Origin of the sequence: Rhodopila sp. (genome assembly GCF_035548235.1) — a bacterium.
Lineage (GTDB): Bacteria > Pseudomonadota > Alphaproteobacteria > Acetobacterales > Acetobacteraceae > Rhodopila.
On sequence record NZ_DASZTJ010000222.1, the window covers coordinates 1 to 14,400 of the forward strand.

A 14,400-nucleotide genomic window follows, 5' to 3' on the forward strand; every position below is an offset into this window, starting at 1 on the left:
ATGGCCGCCGACGATCCGGTGATGGCCCGCGCGATCGCCTATCTGCGGCGGGAGCAGGAGGCGGACGGAAGCTGGTTCGGCCGCTGGGGCACCAACTACATCTATGGCACCTGGTCGGTGCTGTGCGCCCTGAACGCCGCCGGCGTGCCGCATGACGACCCGGCGATGACCCGAGCGGTGGCGTGGCTGGAGACGGTGCAGCGCGCGGACGGCGGCTGGGGCGAGGATGAGGAGAGCTACGGCGACGCACCGCATGGCCGCTACAAGGAAAGCACCCCTTCCCAGACCGCATGGGCCGTGCTCGGCCTGATGGCGGCGGGGGCGGCGGACCGGGAGTCGGCGGCGCGCGGCATCGCCTGGCTGGCGGCGCGGCAAAAGGCGGATGGCGGCTGGGACGAGAAGCCCTATACCGCCGTCGGTTTCCCGCGCGTCTTCTACCTGCGTTACCACGGCTACAAGCTGTATTTCCCGCTGCTGGCGATGGCGCGCTACCGCAACCTGATGCGCGGCAACACGCGGCGGGTCGAGGTGGGGTTCTGACACTGGACTTTCCGGGGATTGTCGTCGGACTGGCGGCCGAGGCCCGCATCGCCCGCCGCCTGGACCTGCCGATCGCGATCGGCGGCGGATCGGCCGAGGGCGCGGCGCGGGCGATCGCGCGGCTGCTGGATGCCGGCGTCACCGGATTGATCAGCTTCGGCCTGGCCGGCGGCCTGGACCCGGCGCTGCGGCCCGGCCAGGCGATCGTGCCCGAGATCATCCTGACCGAAGCCGGTGCGTTCTCCGCCGATCCTGGCCTTGCCGCGCGGTTCGGCGGGCTGACGCCGCACCGGCTGTGGGGCGGCGCGACGGTCGCCGCCTCGGCCGCCGACAAGGCTGCGCTGTTCCGGCGGACCGGCGCGCAGGCGATCGACCTGGAGAGCGGGATGGTGGCGCAGGCGGCGACCGCGAGGGGCGTGCCGTTCATCGCCGTGCGGGCGGTGTGCGATCCCGCCGAACGCGACCTGCCGCCGGCGGCGCTGGCGGCGCTGGACGCGGCCGGGGGGATCGGTCCGCTGCGGATCGCACTGAGCGTGCTGCGGCAACCGGGACAGGTCCCGGCCCTGCTGGCGCTGGCCCGCGACGCGGCGGCGGCGCGGCGGGCATTGGTGCAGGCGTGCGCCCCTCGGTGACCGAACCGGTCATGTAACATCATGGTCGAGCGCAAGTCATTTGCCGCCAATCCGGCGTTCGACGCTGTTTCGTTCAGAACAAAGGGGGATACAACGATCGCGCGAATCGACCGCGCAACAGCACACCCGCGACCAAAACCCTTGGTGCCGCGGCCGAAATCCGTTATCGACGGCGGATGCACGCCGACACACACTTGCTTCTGATCGAGGATGATGCCGAGATCAGTTCGATGGTCTCGCGTTTCATGGGCAACTACGGCTACCGCGTTTCCGTTGCCGAAGACGGACGATCGTTCGACGGCATGATGGCCGGCGGTCGGGTCGATCTCGTGCTGCTGGACCTGATGCTGCCCGGAGAGAACGGCTTGAGCCTGTGCCGCCGGATACGGGCCGCGTCCAAGGTACCCATCATCATGCTGACGGCGCTGGGATCCGAGGCCGACCGCGTGGTCGGACTGGAAGTCGGGGCCGACGACTACCTGACCAAGCCGTTCAGCTCACGCGAATTGCTCGCGCGGGTCAGGGCCGTCCTGCGCCGGAGCGCCTGGCTCGACTCGCGCATACATCGACATTCTACCCTCACCTTCGACGGCTGGGCGCTGGATCTGGGCCTGCGCAAGCTCCGTTCGCCCGACGGGCTCCACGTTTCGCTGACGACGACCGAGTTCAATATCCTCTCCGTCTTTTGCCAGCATGCGGGGAAGGTCCTGTCGCGCGAGCAGATCCTCGACCAAGCCTATGGCCGCGTCCCGGCATCGCTGGGTCGGTCCATCGACCTTCAGATCAGCCGGTTGCGTCGCAAGATCGAAGCCGATCCCAAGAATCCGACCATGATCATCACGGTCCGCCAGGGCGGCTATATCTTCACCTCGCCCGTGCAGCTCTTATAGGACCGGATGAAACGACTCCTGAACGGCGGGGCGACCGCCCAGATCGCCAGTATCGTCGTCGTGGCGCTGCTGGTCGCGCATGGTCTGTCCGCCGTGGTCTGGATGTCCTTCGACATGCGGCCGCCCGGGATGCCGCCCCCGTTCATCAAGCCCGCCGCCCAGATCGACCTGGTCCTGCGCCTGCTGGAGACGCTGCCCGAACGCGACCGCCCAACCGTCATGGCCGCGGCGGGCGCGGCCGGACTTGCGGTGACGGACGGTCCCACGTCGTCCCCGGCCCCGTCGAAGACGCCGGGGTTCCTGACGGATGGGTTTCGTCGATCCATTCGCCAGGAACTGGGGCCGTCCAGTCCGGACATCGCGGTGTGGAACGATAAAGCGCCGGGCACGCCTGACGACTTCCTCAATGTCCGCGTGGGCCCACCTGGCGGCGACCAGAAGCCCCTGGTTTTCCGGTTCCAGGTCCCGGAGCGTCAGTGGAAGCCGATTTTTTGGCTTTCTCCAAGCGGCGTGGCGTCGCTGATCCTGATTCCGCTGCTGATCGGATTGGTTTCGCTTTGGGCGACGCGCAAAGTCACGACGCCGCTGGTCCGGCTTGCCGCGGACACCGAACATGTCGGCCTGATGCAGGATCCCGCGCCTGTACGAGAGGAAGGGGCGCGCGAGGTCCAGCAAGTTGCGCATGCCTTCAATTCCGTCCTGGAACGGCTGCGATCCATCGTCGCGGACCGGACGCACATGCTGGCGTCGATCGGCCACGATCTGCGCACGCCCTTGACGCGGCTGCGTCTCAAGGCCGAGGCGATCCAGGATGCGACGGCCCGCCAGGGTCTGTTGAACGATATCCGCGGCATGGAGACGATGATCGCCGGGACGCTGGCGTTCCTGCGCGAGGAGGCGACGCAGGAGGCCATCGACCAGGTGGATGTCGCGGTGCTGATGCAGACGGTCTGCGACGACTTCAGCGATACCGGGACCGAGATATGCTACCGCGGGCCCCTGCATGCCCGCGCCGCCTGCCGCCCCCTGGCGCTGCAGCGGGCGCTGATCAATCTCATCGAAAACGCCGCGCAGTTCGGCGCCCACGTCATCGCGGGGCTTGAGGCCACGGCCGACGGCATCGTCGTTTCGGTCGAGGACGACGGGCCAGGCATCCCCGATGACAAGAAGGACGCGGTGCTGAAGCCCTTCTTCCGAGGCGATGCGAGCCGCGGCACGGGCGCGGGGCACACGGGGCTGGGCCATATCGGGCTAGGACTATCCATCGTCGCCGCCGTGGTTCAGTCCCACAATGGACGGATCCAACTGTTGGATCGCGCGCCGCATGGCCTGTGCGTCCGGCTTTCGATCCCCCATGCCCAAGCCTGACGCGGCCGGCCGCAAGGGCGGCCGACGGACACCCCTGGGACGGCCCCTAGGGCACCCCCTTGGGACGCCCCCCTTGGGACGCCCCCTGGGAGGGACGCCCCAGGCGCGCCCGTCGGCCCAGGCCTCATGCCTTGAAGCTGGCGATCGCCTTCTCGTCGAACTTCAGCCCCAGCCCCGGCTTGGTCGGCAGGATCAGCATCCCGTTGTCGACCACCGGCGTCTCCTCGTAGAGGCACAGCATCCACGGCATGTATTCGACCGTCAGCCCGTTCGGGCAGGCGGCGACCAGGTGGCACAGGATCTCCGGCATCACGTGGCTGACGACCGGCAGGTTGAACGCCTCGGCCATGCCGGCGATCTTCATCCACTGCGTCACCCCGCCGGCGCGGCAGATATCGATCATCGGGATGTCGACGGACCGGGCCTCGATCATCTGGCGGAACGGGGCGATGCCGTAGAGGTATTCGCCGCCCGCGATCGGCGTCTTCAGCGCCGCCGTGACGCGCGCGAGGCCCTGGTAGTCGTCGGCGGTCGTCACGTCCTCCAGCCAGAACAGGCCGACGTCCTCGACCCGGCTGCCGATGTCGATCGCCTGCTCCGGGCGCCAGCGCTGGTTGATGTCGCACATCAGCTTGATGTCCGGCCCGATCGCTTCGCGCACCAGGCGCACGCGGCGGATTTCGTCGGCGATGGTCGGGTGGCCGGGCAGCGCCATCTGGGTCTTCATCTCCTTGAAGCCCTTCTGCACCAGGATCTGCGCCGCCTTCTGCGCCTGGTCGTCGGTCAGCCCGCGACGCAGCGACCCCGAGGCATAGGTCGGCACCTTGTCGCGATGCCCGCCCAGCAGCTTCCACAGCGGCTGGTTCAACGCCTTGCCCTTGATGTCCCACAGCGCGACGTCGATCGCCGACAGCGCCAGAGAGAATACGCCGCCCGGCCCGCAACTGTCGCCCGTGCCGTTGCGCAGCTTGGCGACGATGTGCTCGATCCGCAGCGGGTCCTCGCCCACCGTCAGCGCCGCCAGTTCGGCCACCGCCAAGCGCAGGCTGCCGGTCATCTTGCCGCCATAGAAGGTGACGCCGATGCCTTCGATCCCGTCATCGGTGCGCAGGCGCAGGATGACGATCGGGCGCTTGCGGCCCGCTTCCTCGGGCATGTTCGCCAGCGGGTCATCCTCGGGGATGTTCAGGTGGACGGCTTCGTAATGGGTGATTTTCATGCTGGACGCCCTCGTTGTGGTTGGCCCGTTGCGGTTGCCCCAAGCTAGTCGGGACCTGAGCGGCGCGCAATTTACCCCGTCGGCCCGACGGGGATTCAGGGCGGGGATTCGGGGCGGGACTCAGGCCGTCGGCGGCTTGGGCAGCACGTCGGCCACGCGGCGGAATTCGACCAGCCTGGCGTCGCCCTTCACCACGTCCCAGACCGTCTTGTCGTTCTGGCGGTGGAACTTGATGTCCAGCTTGTGCCGCCCGACGCGCAGGTCGGACAGCGTCACGTCCGGCAACCAGGCGGGCAGCGCCGGATCGACGTACAGCCGGTCGTTCGGCGCGTCCGGCTGGATTCCCAGCATCGCCTGAAGGAACGCGAAGCACGACCCCGCCGCCCAGGCCTGCGGCACGTTGGCGCCGAGATACTGCACCGGGAAATTGCCGTTGGCCCGCTGCACCCCCGCGTACAGCTCCGGCAGCTGGCTCAACAGGAAATGGCTGGCCGCGTCGCTGATCGCCCGGGCGATGTCGGATACCTCCTCGGCAAAACCATATCGTTTGAAACCAAGTGCGATCAGGCTGTTGTCGTGCGGCCAGACCGAGCCGTTCTGGTACGAATAGGGATTGAATGCCGGATGGTTCGCCGACAATGTGCGGATGCCCCAGCCGGAGTTCATGTCGGGCGCCATCAGCCGCTTCACGACGCGCGCTGCGCGGTCGGGCGGCACGATGCCGGACCACAGAAGGTGGCCGGGGTTGGAGGCGACGGTCGTCACCTTCTGCTTCTCCCCGTCCAGCATATAGGCGTAATAGCCCGTCTCCTCGTCCCAGAACGCGTCGTTAAATCTCCGGAACAGGTTGGCCGCCTTTTGCCGCAGTTCGGCGGCGCGGTCCGGCTTGCCGAGGGCGTCGAACACCTCGGCCATGCGCAGCCACGCGTCGTAGACATAGCCTTGCAGCTCGCACAGCGCCTTGGGTCCCTTGACCGGCGTGCCGTCGGCATAGGTCATCGAATCGCCGGCGTCCTTCCAGGCCATGTTCTCATACCCGACCGGGGAGCGCGTCTGGTATTCCTGCAACCCGTCGCCGTCGCGGTCGCCGTCGTTGTCGATCCATTCCAGGCAGCCCTCGGCGACCGGCAGGAACGTCTCCAGCAGCGACAGGTCCCCCGTGGCGCGCCAGGCGGCGTGCAGCGTGACCAGGAACAGCGGCGTCGCGTCGGCGGTGCCGTAGTACGGCGTGTGCGGGATCAGCCGGAAATGCGCAAGCTCGCCATAGCGCAGCTCGTGCATGATCTTGCCCGGTTCGGCATCGCGGTACGGGTCCCGCTCCCGGCATTGCCAGCGGCCCAGCACATCCAGCGCGCCGCGCGCGAATTCCGGATAGACCAGGATGTTCTGCAACGAAACGATCAGGCTGTCGCGGCCGAACGGGGCCATGAACCAGGGCAGCCCGGCGGCGGGGATGAACACCAGGTGGTCCGTCCCCTCCATCGGCAGCCGCAGCGCCGCCATGTCGTCGATCGCCTGGTGGAAGAACCGATAGAACTCCTCGTTCGAGGACCGCAGCTTCAGCACCGTCTCCCGCCAGTCGCGGTGCTGGCGCGCCGGCGGCGAATTGGGATCGTCGCCGCAGCCGTGCGGCGCGTGATAGCGCGTGTCGCCGTCGATCAGCTCGTACAGCAGGCAGGCATGCCATTTCCCCTGCGGCGGCACCCGCACCTCGAAGCTCAGCCGCCCGTTCGCATACACCGCTCGGCTGTCCGCCCGGCCGACGGACACCGAGACGGCACGATGGAAATCGGCGTTGCGATAGGTGGTGCGCAGGGTCTGCCGATGCTCCGACCAGTCGGTGTCGATATGGCCGCGGCGGATGTCGCGCTTGGACTTGACGTCGAACACGTCCGCGAAGTCCGACCGCACCACGATCTCCAGGTTGAAGCGGATCGGCTTCTTGCTGTGGTTGGTGATGTCGAGGTCTTCGTGCAGGCCCTTGTCGAGGACGCGGCTTATCTGGAACGCCAGGGTCTCGGCGGGGATCGGTCCGTCCTCGGTCAGGAAGGCACGGTTGGTCAGGAAGATCCGGGCGGCGTCGAAATTGACGGCGCCGCCGTTCAAGAGGTCCCATTCCGCGCCGTTGGCGAAGACCGTCCAATGGCTGATCAGGCGGGTGTCGAAGAAGAACAGCCCCTTGTCGCTGGGCCAGATGATCTGGCCGTTGCTTTCCGTCAGCAGCACCGTCATGGCCTGGTGGATGGCGATCTGCGGCGGGCCGACCTGGACCTTGAAAGGCATGCGCGCGAGACTCCGATCGGGGGTGGTGGACGGATGATAGCCGATGAGGCGCCGCCTTGGGAGCGTCCCCTCCCGTCATGGCGCGGCTCGCCCGAGCCATCCCGTGCCTCGGGGGAAGGAGATGGCCCGGTCGAGCCGGGCGATGACGAGATCGCTGCCATTCCGATGGCCGAAAGGCAACGGCTGGACCCGCCGGCAAAAGCCACATCCGTATGGACGCGCCCTTCCCCCGTCCCTAGACTACCGCCCGTCATCGCCTGCCACAGGAGGGTCATCGTGATCGACTGGCGTGAGGAACTGGCACAGCGCGGCCTGGGGGTCAGCGACCTGACGCCCAAGATCGCCAGCCGCATCGACGGGCTCGATCTCGCCGAACCGTGGGACGATGGGCTGACCGCCGCACTGCGTACTGCCTGCGCCGAACGCGTCGTGCTGCTGTTCCGCGGACAACAGGCGCTGCCGCCGGCCGGGTTCCTTGCCTTCGCCCGCCGCTTCGGCGACCGCTTCGACCTGCATTCGCAGCGCCACTACTGCCTGGACGACCACCACGAGATCTTCGTCGTCGGCAACGCCGAGGAAAGCGGCAAGCGCGTCGGCGCCTCCCGCGTCGGGCTGAACTGGCACACCGACCATTACCACCTGCCGGAACCAGGCCTGTTCACCTTCCTTCACGCCCTGGTCGTGCCGCCCGAAGCCGGGGAGACCCGGTACGCCAACGGTCTCGCCGCCTATGAGGCGCTGCCCACCGACAAGCGCGCCGCCATCGACGGGCTGGACGTCCGGCACAGCCGGGCGACGCTGTTCAAGGCATTGTTCCCGGAAGCGAACGAGGAGGCGCTGGCCGCCGAACGGGCGAAGATGCCCGACGTCGTCCACCCCCTGGTGCGCCACCATCCGGAGCTTGGGCGCGACGGGCTGTACCTGGGCGGCGAATGGGGATCGGAAATCGTTGCATCCGATCCGAACGAGGCGTCCAGGCTTTACGCCGACCTGCTGAACCACCTGATCGCGCCCGAGTTCGTCTATGAACACCACTGGCAGCCGGGCGACGTACTGATGTCCGACAACCGCTGCAGCATGCATCGCGCGACGGAATGGGACGAAAGCGCGCACCAGCGCCGCCTGCATCGCATCATCCTGATCGACGACGCCCCGCCCGTTGCCGGCCGGGCCGCCGCCTGATCCATCCCAATGGCCCCTCCCGTCGGGCCGAAACCTTGACCGCCGGGTCGCTCGGGTCTCCCATACCGCCATAAGCGGATGGGAGAAGCGCGATGCATGACACGGTGATCAAGGGCGGGACCATCGTCGACGGATCCGGCAAGCCCAGCTTCACGGGCGATATCGCCATCGACGGCGACACCATCACCCAGGTCGGCGGCAAGGCTGGTCCGGCCAAGCGGGAGATCAAGGCCGACGGGCTGACGATCACGCCGGGATGGGTCGACGTGCATACCCATTACGACGGCCAGGCCACCTGGGATCCCGAACTCGCCCCGTCGTCCTGGCACGGCGTCACCACCATCCTGTTCGGCAATTGCGGCGTCGGCTTCGCGCCGGTGCGCGGCAAGGACCACTCGGCGCTGATCGGCATGATGGAATCGATCGAGGAGATCCCCGGCATCGTGCTGGCCGATGGTTTGAAATGGAACTGGGAGACGTTCCCGGACTATCTGGACGCGCTGGAGGGCATGCCGCGCTCCATCGACGTTGCGGCGCAGATTCCCCACCACCCGCTGCGGGTCTACGTGATGGGCGACCGCGCGATCAACCGCGAGGCCGCGACCGCCGACGACATCGCCGCGATGCGCGACCATGTCCGCGCCGGGCTCAAGGCCGGGGCGTTCGGCTTCACGACGTCGCGCACCAACTCCCACAAGACGCCGGACGGCAGCATGGTGCCGGGCCGCTATTCCGAGGTCGATGAGCTGCTGGGCATCGGCTCCGCCTTCAAGGGCCTGAGCCACGGCGCGTTCGGCATGAACAGCGACTTCGACGATGAGGAGGAGGAGCTGGCCTGGATGACGAAGTTCGGGCAGGACACCGGGCGCCCGATCTGGTTCCTGCTGACCGACCGCCCCACCGACATCACCCGCTGGAAGCGGCTGATCGGCGGCGTTCACAAGGCGCGCGCGGCGGGGGCGAAAGTCACCGCGCAGGTGCCGGGCCGGCCGGTCGGCGTGCTGCTGGGGATCGATACGGCGCTGAACCCGTTCAGCATCCGGCCCAGCTACCAGGCGCTGCTGAAGCTGCCGGTGGCGGAGCGGATGCAGCGCCTGCAGGACCCGGCCTTCCGCCAGACGGTGCTGAACGAGGCGCCCTCGCCCGCGCTGCTGAACCGGCTGTCGCAGTTCCGCCAGCACATCACGACGCGGTGGCACCGCATGTTCCCGATGGAGAACCCGCCGAACTACGAACCCGAGGACAAGGACAGCATCGCCGCCATCGCCAAGCGCGAGGGGCGCACGCCGGATGAGGTCGCATACGACTACCTCGCCGCCAGCGCCGACCGGTTCCTGTTCTTCCCGGTAACTGGTTACAATGAAGACAATCTCGACGTCGCCTACACCATGCTGACGGACGAAGGCACGCTGCTGGGCCTGTCGGACGGCGGTGCGCACTGCTCCTCCATCATCGATGCCAGCATGCCGAGCTGGATGCTGATGCATTGGGGTCGGGACAGGACGCGGGGGCCGCGGATTCCGGTGGAGACGCTGGTGAAGCGCCAGACCAGCGAGACGGCCGATTTCTTCGGCTTCCACGACCGCGGCCGGCTGGAGGCCGGGAAGAAGGCCGACATCAACGTCATCGACTACCAGAACCTGCATCTGCACATCCCCGAGGTCCGTTACGACCTGCCGATGAACGGACGCCGCCTGCTGCAGCGGGTGGACGGGTATCGGCACACGCTGGTGTCGGGCGTGCCGACGTTCGAGGATGGCGTCTATACAGGTGCCACACCGGGCAAGCTGGTCCGCGCCGCGGCGTAGGAGCGGCGCGGCCGTTTCGTCGGGGCCCGGCTTGGCCGGGCCACCTGGTGGCTCAGAGGAAGGAGATGGCCCGGTCAAGCCGGGCCATGACGGGCGGCTCGCGATTGGGCCATGACACAAGCCCGACGGCCGGGCGAAGGCCTGCTCTCATGGAATTGGCGGCCACGCCTCCGGTTTGGCAATCGCCTCGTTCCCGCGTACAGTCCTTGCCCCCCAACCGACGGAGTCCCCCATGGAGAAGCGTCAGCTCGGCCAATCGTCCCTGACCGTCCCGCCCATCACGTTCGGCTGCAACGTCTTCGGTTGGACCACCGACGAAGCGACGTCGTTCAAGCTGCTGGACGCCTGGCTCGACGCCGGCTTCAACTTCCTCGACACGGCCGACGTCTATTCCCGCTGGCACCCCGGCAACAGCGGCGGCGAGTCCGAAACGATCATCGGCAAATGGCTCAAAGCCCGCAGCAATCGCGACAAAGTCATCCTCGCCACCAAGCTCGGCATCGAAATGGCGCCCGGCAAGAAGGGCCTCTCGGCCGCCTACATGAAGACCGCCGTGGAGGATTCGTTACGCCGCCTGCAGACCGACTACATCGACCTGTACCAGTCGCATCGCGACGATCCCGATACGCCGATCGAGGAGACCCTGACCGCCTATGCCGGCCTGATCAAGGCAGGCAAGGTGCGCGAAATCGGTGCCTCCAACTTCTCCGCCGACCGGCTGGCGGAATCGCTGAAGATCAGCAGCGAAAAAGGCCTGCCCCGCTATCAGAGCCTGCAGCCGCTCTACAGCCTGGTGGAACGCACGGAGTTCGAGGGACCGCTGGAAGCGCTGTGCCTGAAGGAGAAGGTCGGCGTCATCGGCTATTATTCGCTGGCCAGCGGTTTCTTGACCGGAAAGTATCGTTCGAAAACAGATATGCAAGGCCGCACGCGCGGGTCGCGGGTCGAGAAATACCTCAACGACGACGGCTTCGCGGTGATCAAGGCGCTGGACGAGGTCGCCAAGAAATACGAAGCCAAGCCCGGCCAGATCGCCATCGCCTGGCTGATCGCCCGCCCATCGGTCACGGCACCGATCGTCAGCGCCACGAACCTGGAACAACTGGCGGAACTGGCCGAGGCGGCAGAGATCGAACTCGACCCCGAGTCGATCGCCAAGATCGACGCGGCCAGCAAGCCGAAGAACTGACGAACCCTTTCCGGCGTGGTCGGGCTTGGCCCGACCATCCACGGCTTTCCCTCGGCAGGGATCACACGTCGCGGGTGACCGGGCCAAGCCCGGCTACGACAGGAAACCCCCGGCCGTCACCGCACCTCCCCGATCGGGGGCACCTCGTCGGTCATTCCGGCCAAGACCTCCGCCACGTGACGGACCTTCGTCGCATGGCCTTCGCGCTGCAGCCGCCCGGCGATGTTCATCAGGCAGCCCAGGTCTCCGGCCAGCACCGTCTCGGCCCCGGTCGCCACGATGTCGCGCGTCTTGTCCGACACCATCCGCACCGAGATATCGGGATACTTCACGCAGAACGTCCCGCCGAACCCGCAGCAGATCTCGGGCTCCGCCATCTCCTTGACGTCCGCCCCCGCGGCGCGCAGCAGGTCCCTGGGCTGCTGCTTGATCTTCATCTCCCGCAGCCCCGAACAACCGTCGTGATAGGTGACGGAGCCGTTGAACGTCGCGCCGGTATCCGTCACCCCCAGCACGTCCGTCAGGAAGCTCACCAGTTCATGCACCCGCTCGGCCACCGAATCCGCCAGCGCCCGCATGTTCGGATCGTCATCGAACAGGTGCGGCATGTGGTGGCGCAGCATCCCGGCGCAGGACCCGGACGGCACGACGATATAGTCGTATCCCCGGAACGCCGTGATGATCCCGCGCGCCAGTTCCCGCGCCGTCACCCGGTCGCCGGCGTTGTAGGCAGGCTGGCCGCAGCAGGTCTGCGCCCGCGGCACCTCCACCCGGCATCCCGCCTGTTCCAACAGCTTGATCGCCGCGAACCCCACCGAAGGACGTTGCAGGTCGACCAGGCAGGTCACGAACAGCGCGACCCGCTTCTGCGCATCGCTCACAGGATCAGCCGCTGCGCACCGCGACCAGGCGCCATGTCGGATCCTGCTGGGACAGGTCGCGCTCGAACGTCCAAAGGTCGATGATCTCGGTCAGCGCGTCGGTCCCGGAGACGGGGCGGCCGTCCTTGTCGGTGGTGTGGCTGATCTGGTCGGAGACGATCCGCACCGTCATGCTGCCGACCCGGCCGCGCAGCGCGGCGTCGACGATATTGATCGATTCGACCGACTTGATGTCGCTGACCTGGGTCTCCCCCGCCTTTTCGCGGCTGGCGATGGCCTGGTCGAACGCCGCATAGGTCTCGTCGCCCAGCAACGGCCGCAGCGCGGTCCGATCCCCGGCGGCGAAGGCATGGACGATGATGCGGAACGCCTGGTCGACGCCCCCCAGGAACCGGGCGGGGTCGAAGTTGGGGTCGACCGAGCGCATGGCGGCCAGCGCCTGTTCGGCGGGGCTGCCGGATTCGGGCATGTGCGTCGCCGCCGGCGGGGCCGGAGGCTCCGCCTTGCCCTCGATGACCGGCCCGGCCGGCCGCCGCGCCTGGGCCGGCTGCGCCGGCGCGGCGGGACGCTCGAACCCCGTGCGCTTGCCCAGGATGCTGCGCAGCCGCAGCACCAGAAAGGCGGCGATCATGCCGAAAATCACCAGATCGATCGGAAAACTGCCGCTCGAACCCATCCCTGCTCTCCTCTGCGCAGGACAGATAGGCGTTACACGGCCGCCTGACAAACGGAAGCGGCGGAAAAGCGCAAATTTGCGGACTTGCCCCCGGACCTGCCCCTTGGACCTGCCCCTTGGACGCGCCCCTTGGACGCGCCCGCCCCCTGGACCTCTTCACCTGGACCTGCCCCCTGGGGTTAGTCCCCTGGGGTTAGTCCCTTGGGGCTTGTTCCTTGGGGCTTGTTCCTTGGCCGGCGCGCTTGTATGGCCCGCGGCATGATCCTGCTGCGCCACGGCCAGAGCGAATTCAACCTCCATTTCGGTGCCACCCGCCGCGATCCGGGTATCGTCGACCCGCGCCTGACGGAGCTGGGACACGAACAGGCGCAGGAGGCCGCGCAGCAACTGGCCGAGGCCGGGATCCGCCGCATCATCGCCTCGCCCTACACCAGGGCGCTGCAGACCGCCCGGCCGATCGCCGCCGCGCTGGGGATGGCGGTGACGGTCGATCCCCTGGTGCGGGAGCGCTACGCCTATGCCTGCGACATCGGCACCCCCCGCAGCGTGCTGGAGCGCGACTGGCCGCAGCACGATTTCTCCCCGATCCCGGAGGTCTGGTGGCCGCCGGAGGAAGAGCCCGAGGCGTCGATCATGGACCGCGCGGCCCGGTTTCGCCGCGACCTGGCGCAGCGGGACGACTGGGCGCACACGCTGGTCGTCAGCCATTGGGGCTTCATCCTGAGCCTGACCGGCCAGAGCGTCGCGAACGGCCAATGGCTGCGCTGCGACCCCGCGGAGGAACCGCCCGAGCGGGTGATCTGGCGGGCGTGACGGTTCGCTCCGGCCGCGGAGCCGCCGCAACGACGGGTCCGTGGCGATCCCCAGGGGTCAGTCCCGCCGGGGTTAGTCACGCCGGGGTCAGTCACGCCGGGGTCAGTCCCGCCGGGGTCAGTCCCGCCGGGGGGCAGTCCCGCCGGGGGTAGTCCCGTTGGGGGGCGGTCCCAAGAGGGCGATCCCGGTGGCAATCCACCCCCAACCGTGCTAGGCGACCGCGCGACCACGCCTCTCCTTGGCGATCGTCCTTTCAACGGAGCCCTTCATGTCCGAAACAAGCCAGCAGCCGTCAGGCCCCGCTCCGCAACCGCTGGTCGTCAATATCCAGTACGTGAAGGACCTGTCGTTCGAGGTGCCCGGTGCGCCGCAGATCTTCACCGCCTTGCGCGCCCAGCCGCAGGTCGCCATCAACCTCGATGTCCAGGCCCGCCGCGTGCAGGAAGGCCAGTCGGTGTTCGAGGTCGCCCTGGTGATCCGCGCCGAGGCGCACGATGCCCCGCAGGCCCAGAATGGCCAGGCCGGCCCGGTGCCGCCCACCGTCTTCGTGGCGGAGTTGACCTATGCCGGCGTGTTCACGCTGAACGGCCTGCCCGAGACGGCGATCGAGCCGGTCCTGCTGGTCGAATGCCCGCGCATCCTGTTCCCGTTCGCGCGCAACATCCTGTCCGACGTGACCCGCGACGGCGGCTTCCCGCCGGTGCTGCTGCAGCCGATCGACTTCGTCGCGCTCTGGCAGAACCGCCGCGCCCAGGCCGGCGCGAACGCCCCCGCGGTGGCCTGACCGCGCATCGCGGGCAGGGTCCGCTACCGCCGGTCGAACCCCTGCTGCGACAGACCATCCGCCCCGCCCGGCGTGTCGTCCGTGATCACCAGCGGCGTCTCGCCGGGCACCCGTACCGTCGTGTTCAGCCGCCAG

Annotated in this window: 12 protein-coding genes and 1 pseudogene; 9 read left to right on the forward strand and 4 right to left on the reverse strand. The window is 68.0% G+C overall.

All coding sequences use genetic code 11. The features are described 5' to 3' along the window. From VHB27_RS18510 to VHB27_RS18525, 4 genes and pseudogenes are all read left to right on the forward strand, one after another. Positions 1-540: pseudogene (locus VHB27_RS18510) on the forward strand (prenyltransferase/squalene oxidase repeat-containing protein); the annotation flags it as partial. Positions 541-686: 146 nt separating this feature from the next. Next, on the forward strand, positions 687-1,172 hold the full coding sequence (locus tag VHB27_RS18515) for a hypothetical protein (RefSeq protein WP_325603249.1): 486 nt from the start codon (positions 687-689) through the stop codon (positions 1,170-1,172). A gap of 176 nt (positions 1,173-1,348) precedes the next feature. Beyond that, entirely contained in the window at positions 1,349-2,062 is a 714-nt protein-coding gene (locus tag VHB27_RS18520) for a response regulator (RefSeq protein WP_325603253.1), read from the forward strand. 6 nt (positions 2,063-2,068) lie between these two features. Continuing rightward, a complete protein-coding gene (locus tag VHB27_RS18525; protein WP_325603254.1) occupies positions 2,069-3,430 on the forward strand; it encodes an ATP-binding protein in 1,362 nt (453 codons plus the stop codon). Positions 3,431-3,554: 124 nt separating this feature from the next. Here VHB27_RS18525 and VHB27_RS18530 read toward each other — a convergent pair whose 3' ends face one another. Then, positions 3,555-4,649, reverse strand: a complete 1,095-nt coding sequence (locus VHB27_RS18530; protein WP_325603256.1) for a mandelate racemase/muconate lactonizing enzyme family protein — start codon at positions 4,647-4,649, stop codon at positions 3,555-3,557. A gap of 120 nt (positions 4,650-4,769) precedes the next feature. Next, on the reverse strand, positions 4,770-6,932 hold the full coding sequence (locus VHB27_RS18535; protein WP_325603257.1) for a glycogen debranching N-terminal domain-containing protein: 2,163 nt from the start codon (positions 6,930-6,932) through the stop codon (positions 4,770-4,772). Positions 6,933-7,208: 276 nt separating this feature from the next. Between VHB27_RS18535 and VHB27_RS18540 the strand changes: the two genes are divergently transcribed. The 3 genes from VHB27_RS18540 to VHB27_RS18550 all read left to right on the forward strand — a co-directional run bounded on the left by VHB27_RS18540 (position 7,209) and on the right by VHB27_RS18550 (position 11,111). Then, positions 7,209-8,114, forward strand: a complete 906-nt coding sequence (locus VHB27_RS18540; protein ID WP_325603259.1) for a TauD/TfdA dioxygenase family protein — start codon at positions 7,209-7,211, stop codon at positions 8,112-8,114. Between the two features lie 92 nt (positions 8,115-8,206). Further along, positions 8,207-9,922: an N-acyl-D-amino-acid deacylase family protein gene (locus VHB27_RS18545; protein WP_325603261.1), complete on the forward strand. Its 1,716-nt coding sequence runs from the start codon at positions 8,207-8,209 to the stop codon at positions 9,920-9,922. A 232-nt stretch (positions 9,923-10,154) separates the two neighbouring features. Further along, positions 10,155-11,111, forward strand: a complete 957-nt coding sequence (locus tag VHB27_RS18550) for an aldo/keto reductase (protein ID WP_325603263.1) — start codon at positions 10,155-10,157, stop codon at positions 11,109-11,111. 116 nt (positions 11,112-11,227) lie between these two features. Here the strand turns inward: VHB27_RS18550 and VHB27_RS18555 are convergent, their stop codons facing one another. Both VHB27_RS18555 and VHB27_RS18560 read right to left on the reverse strand, forming a co-directional pair. Beyond that, positions 11,228-11,992: a (Fe-S)-binding protein gene (locus VHB27_RS18555; RefSeq protein WP_325603265.1), complete on the reverse strand. Its 765-nt coding sequence runs from the start codon at positions 11,990-11,992 to the stop codon at positions 11,228-11,230. Between the two features lie 4 nt (positions 11,993-11,996). Continuing rightward, positions 11,997-12,668 carry a Tim44/TimA family putative adaptor protein gene (locus VHB27_RS18560; protein ID WP_325603267.1) on the reverse strand — a complete coding sequence of 224 codons (672 nt, stop codon included), beginning with the start codon at positions 12,666-12,668 and terminating at the stop codon, positions 11,997-11,999. Positions 12,669-12,926: 258 nt separating this feature from the next. Here VHB27_RS18560 and VHB27_RS18565 point away from each other — a divergent pair, with 258 nt between their 5' ends. Further along, entirely contained in the window at positions 12,927-13,481 is a 555-nt protein-coding gene (locus VHB27_RS18565; protein WP_325603271.1) for a histidine phosphatase family protein, read from the forward strand. Positions 13,482-13,749: 268 nt separating this feature from the next. Then, a complete protein-coding gene (secB, locus tag VHB27_RS18570; protein ID WP_325603269.1) occupies positions 13,750-14,265 on the forward strand; it encodes a protein-export chaperone SecB in 516 nt (171 codons plus the stop codon). The last annotated feature ends 135 nt before the right edge of the window (positions 14,266-14,400 follow it).

Bases quoted from the DNA above. Each gene is read 5' to 3' on its own strand.
- VHB27_RS18545 (WP_325603261.1), top strand. From the start codon at position 8,207: ATGCATGACACGGTGATCAAGGGCGGGACCATCGTCGACGGATCCGGC.
- VHB27_RS18550 (WP_325603263.1), top strand. From the start codon at position 10,155: ATGGAGAAGCGTCAGCTCGGCCAATCGTCCCTGACCGTCCCGCCCATC.
- VHB27_RS18525 (WP_325603254.1), top strand. From the start codon at position 2,069: ATGAAACGACTCCTGAACGGCGGGGCGACCGCCCAGATCGCCAGTATC.
- VHB27_RS18565 (WP_325603271.1), top strand. From the start codon at position 12,927: ATGATCCTGCTGCGCCACGGCCAGAGCGAATTCAACCTCCATTTCGGT.
- VHB27_RS18560 (WP_325603267.1), bottom strand. From the start codon at position 12,668: ATGGGTTCGAGCGGCAGTTTTCCGATCGATCTGGTGATTTTCGGCATG.
- VHB27_RS18520 (WP_325603253.1), top strand. From the start codon at position 1,349: ATGCACGCCGACACACACTTGCTTCTGATCGAGGATGATGCCGAGATC.
- VHB27_RS18530 (WP_325603256.1), bottom strand. From the start codon at position 4,649: ATGAAAATCACCCATTACGAAGCCGTCCACCTGAACATCCCCGAGGAT.
- secB (WP_325603269.1), top strand. From the start codon at position 13,750: ATGTCCGAAACAAGCCAGCAGCCGTCAGGCCCCGCTCCGCAACCGCTG.
- VHB27_RS18535 (WP_325603257.1), bottom strand. From the start codon at position 6,932: ATGCCTTTCAAGGTCCAGGTCGGCCCGCCGCAGATCGCCATCCACCAG.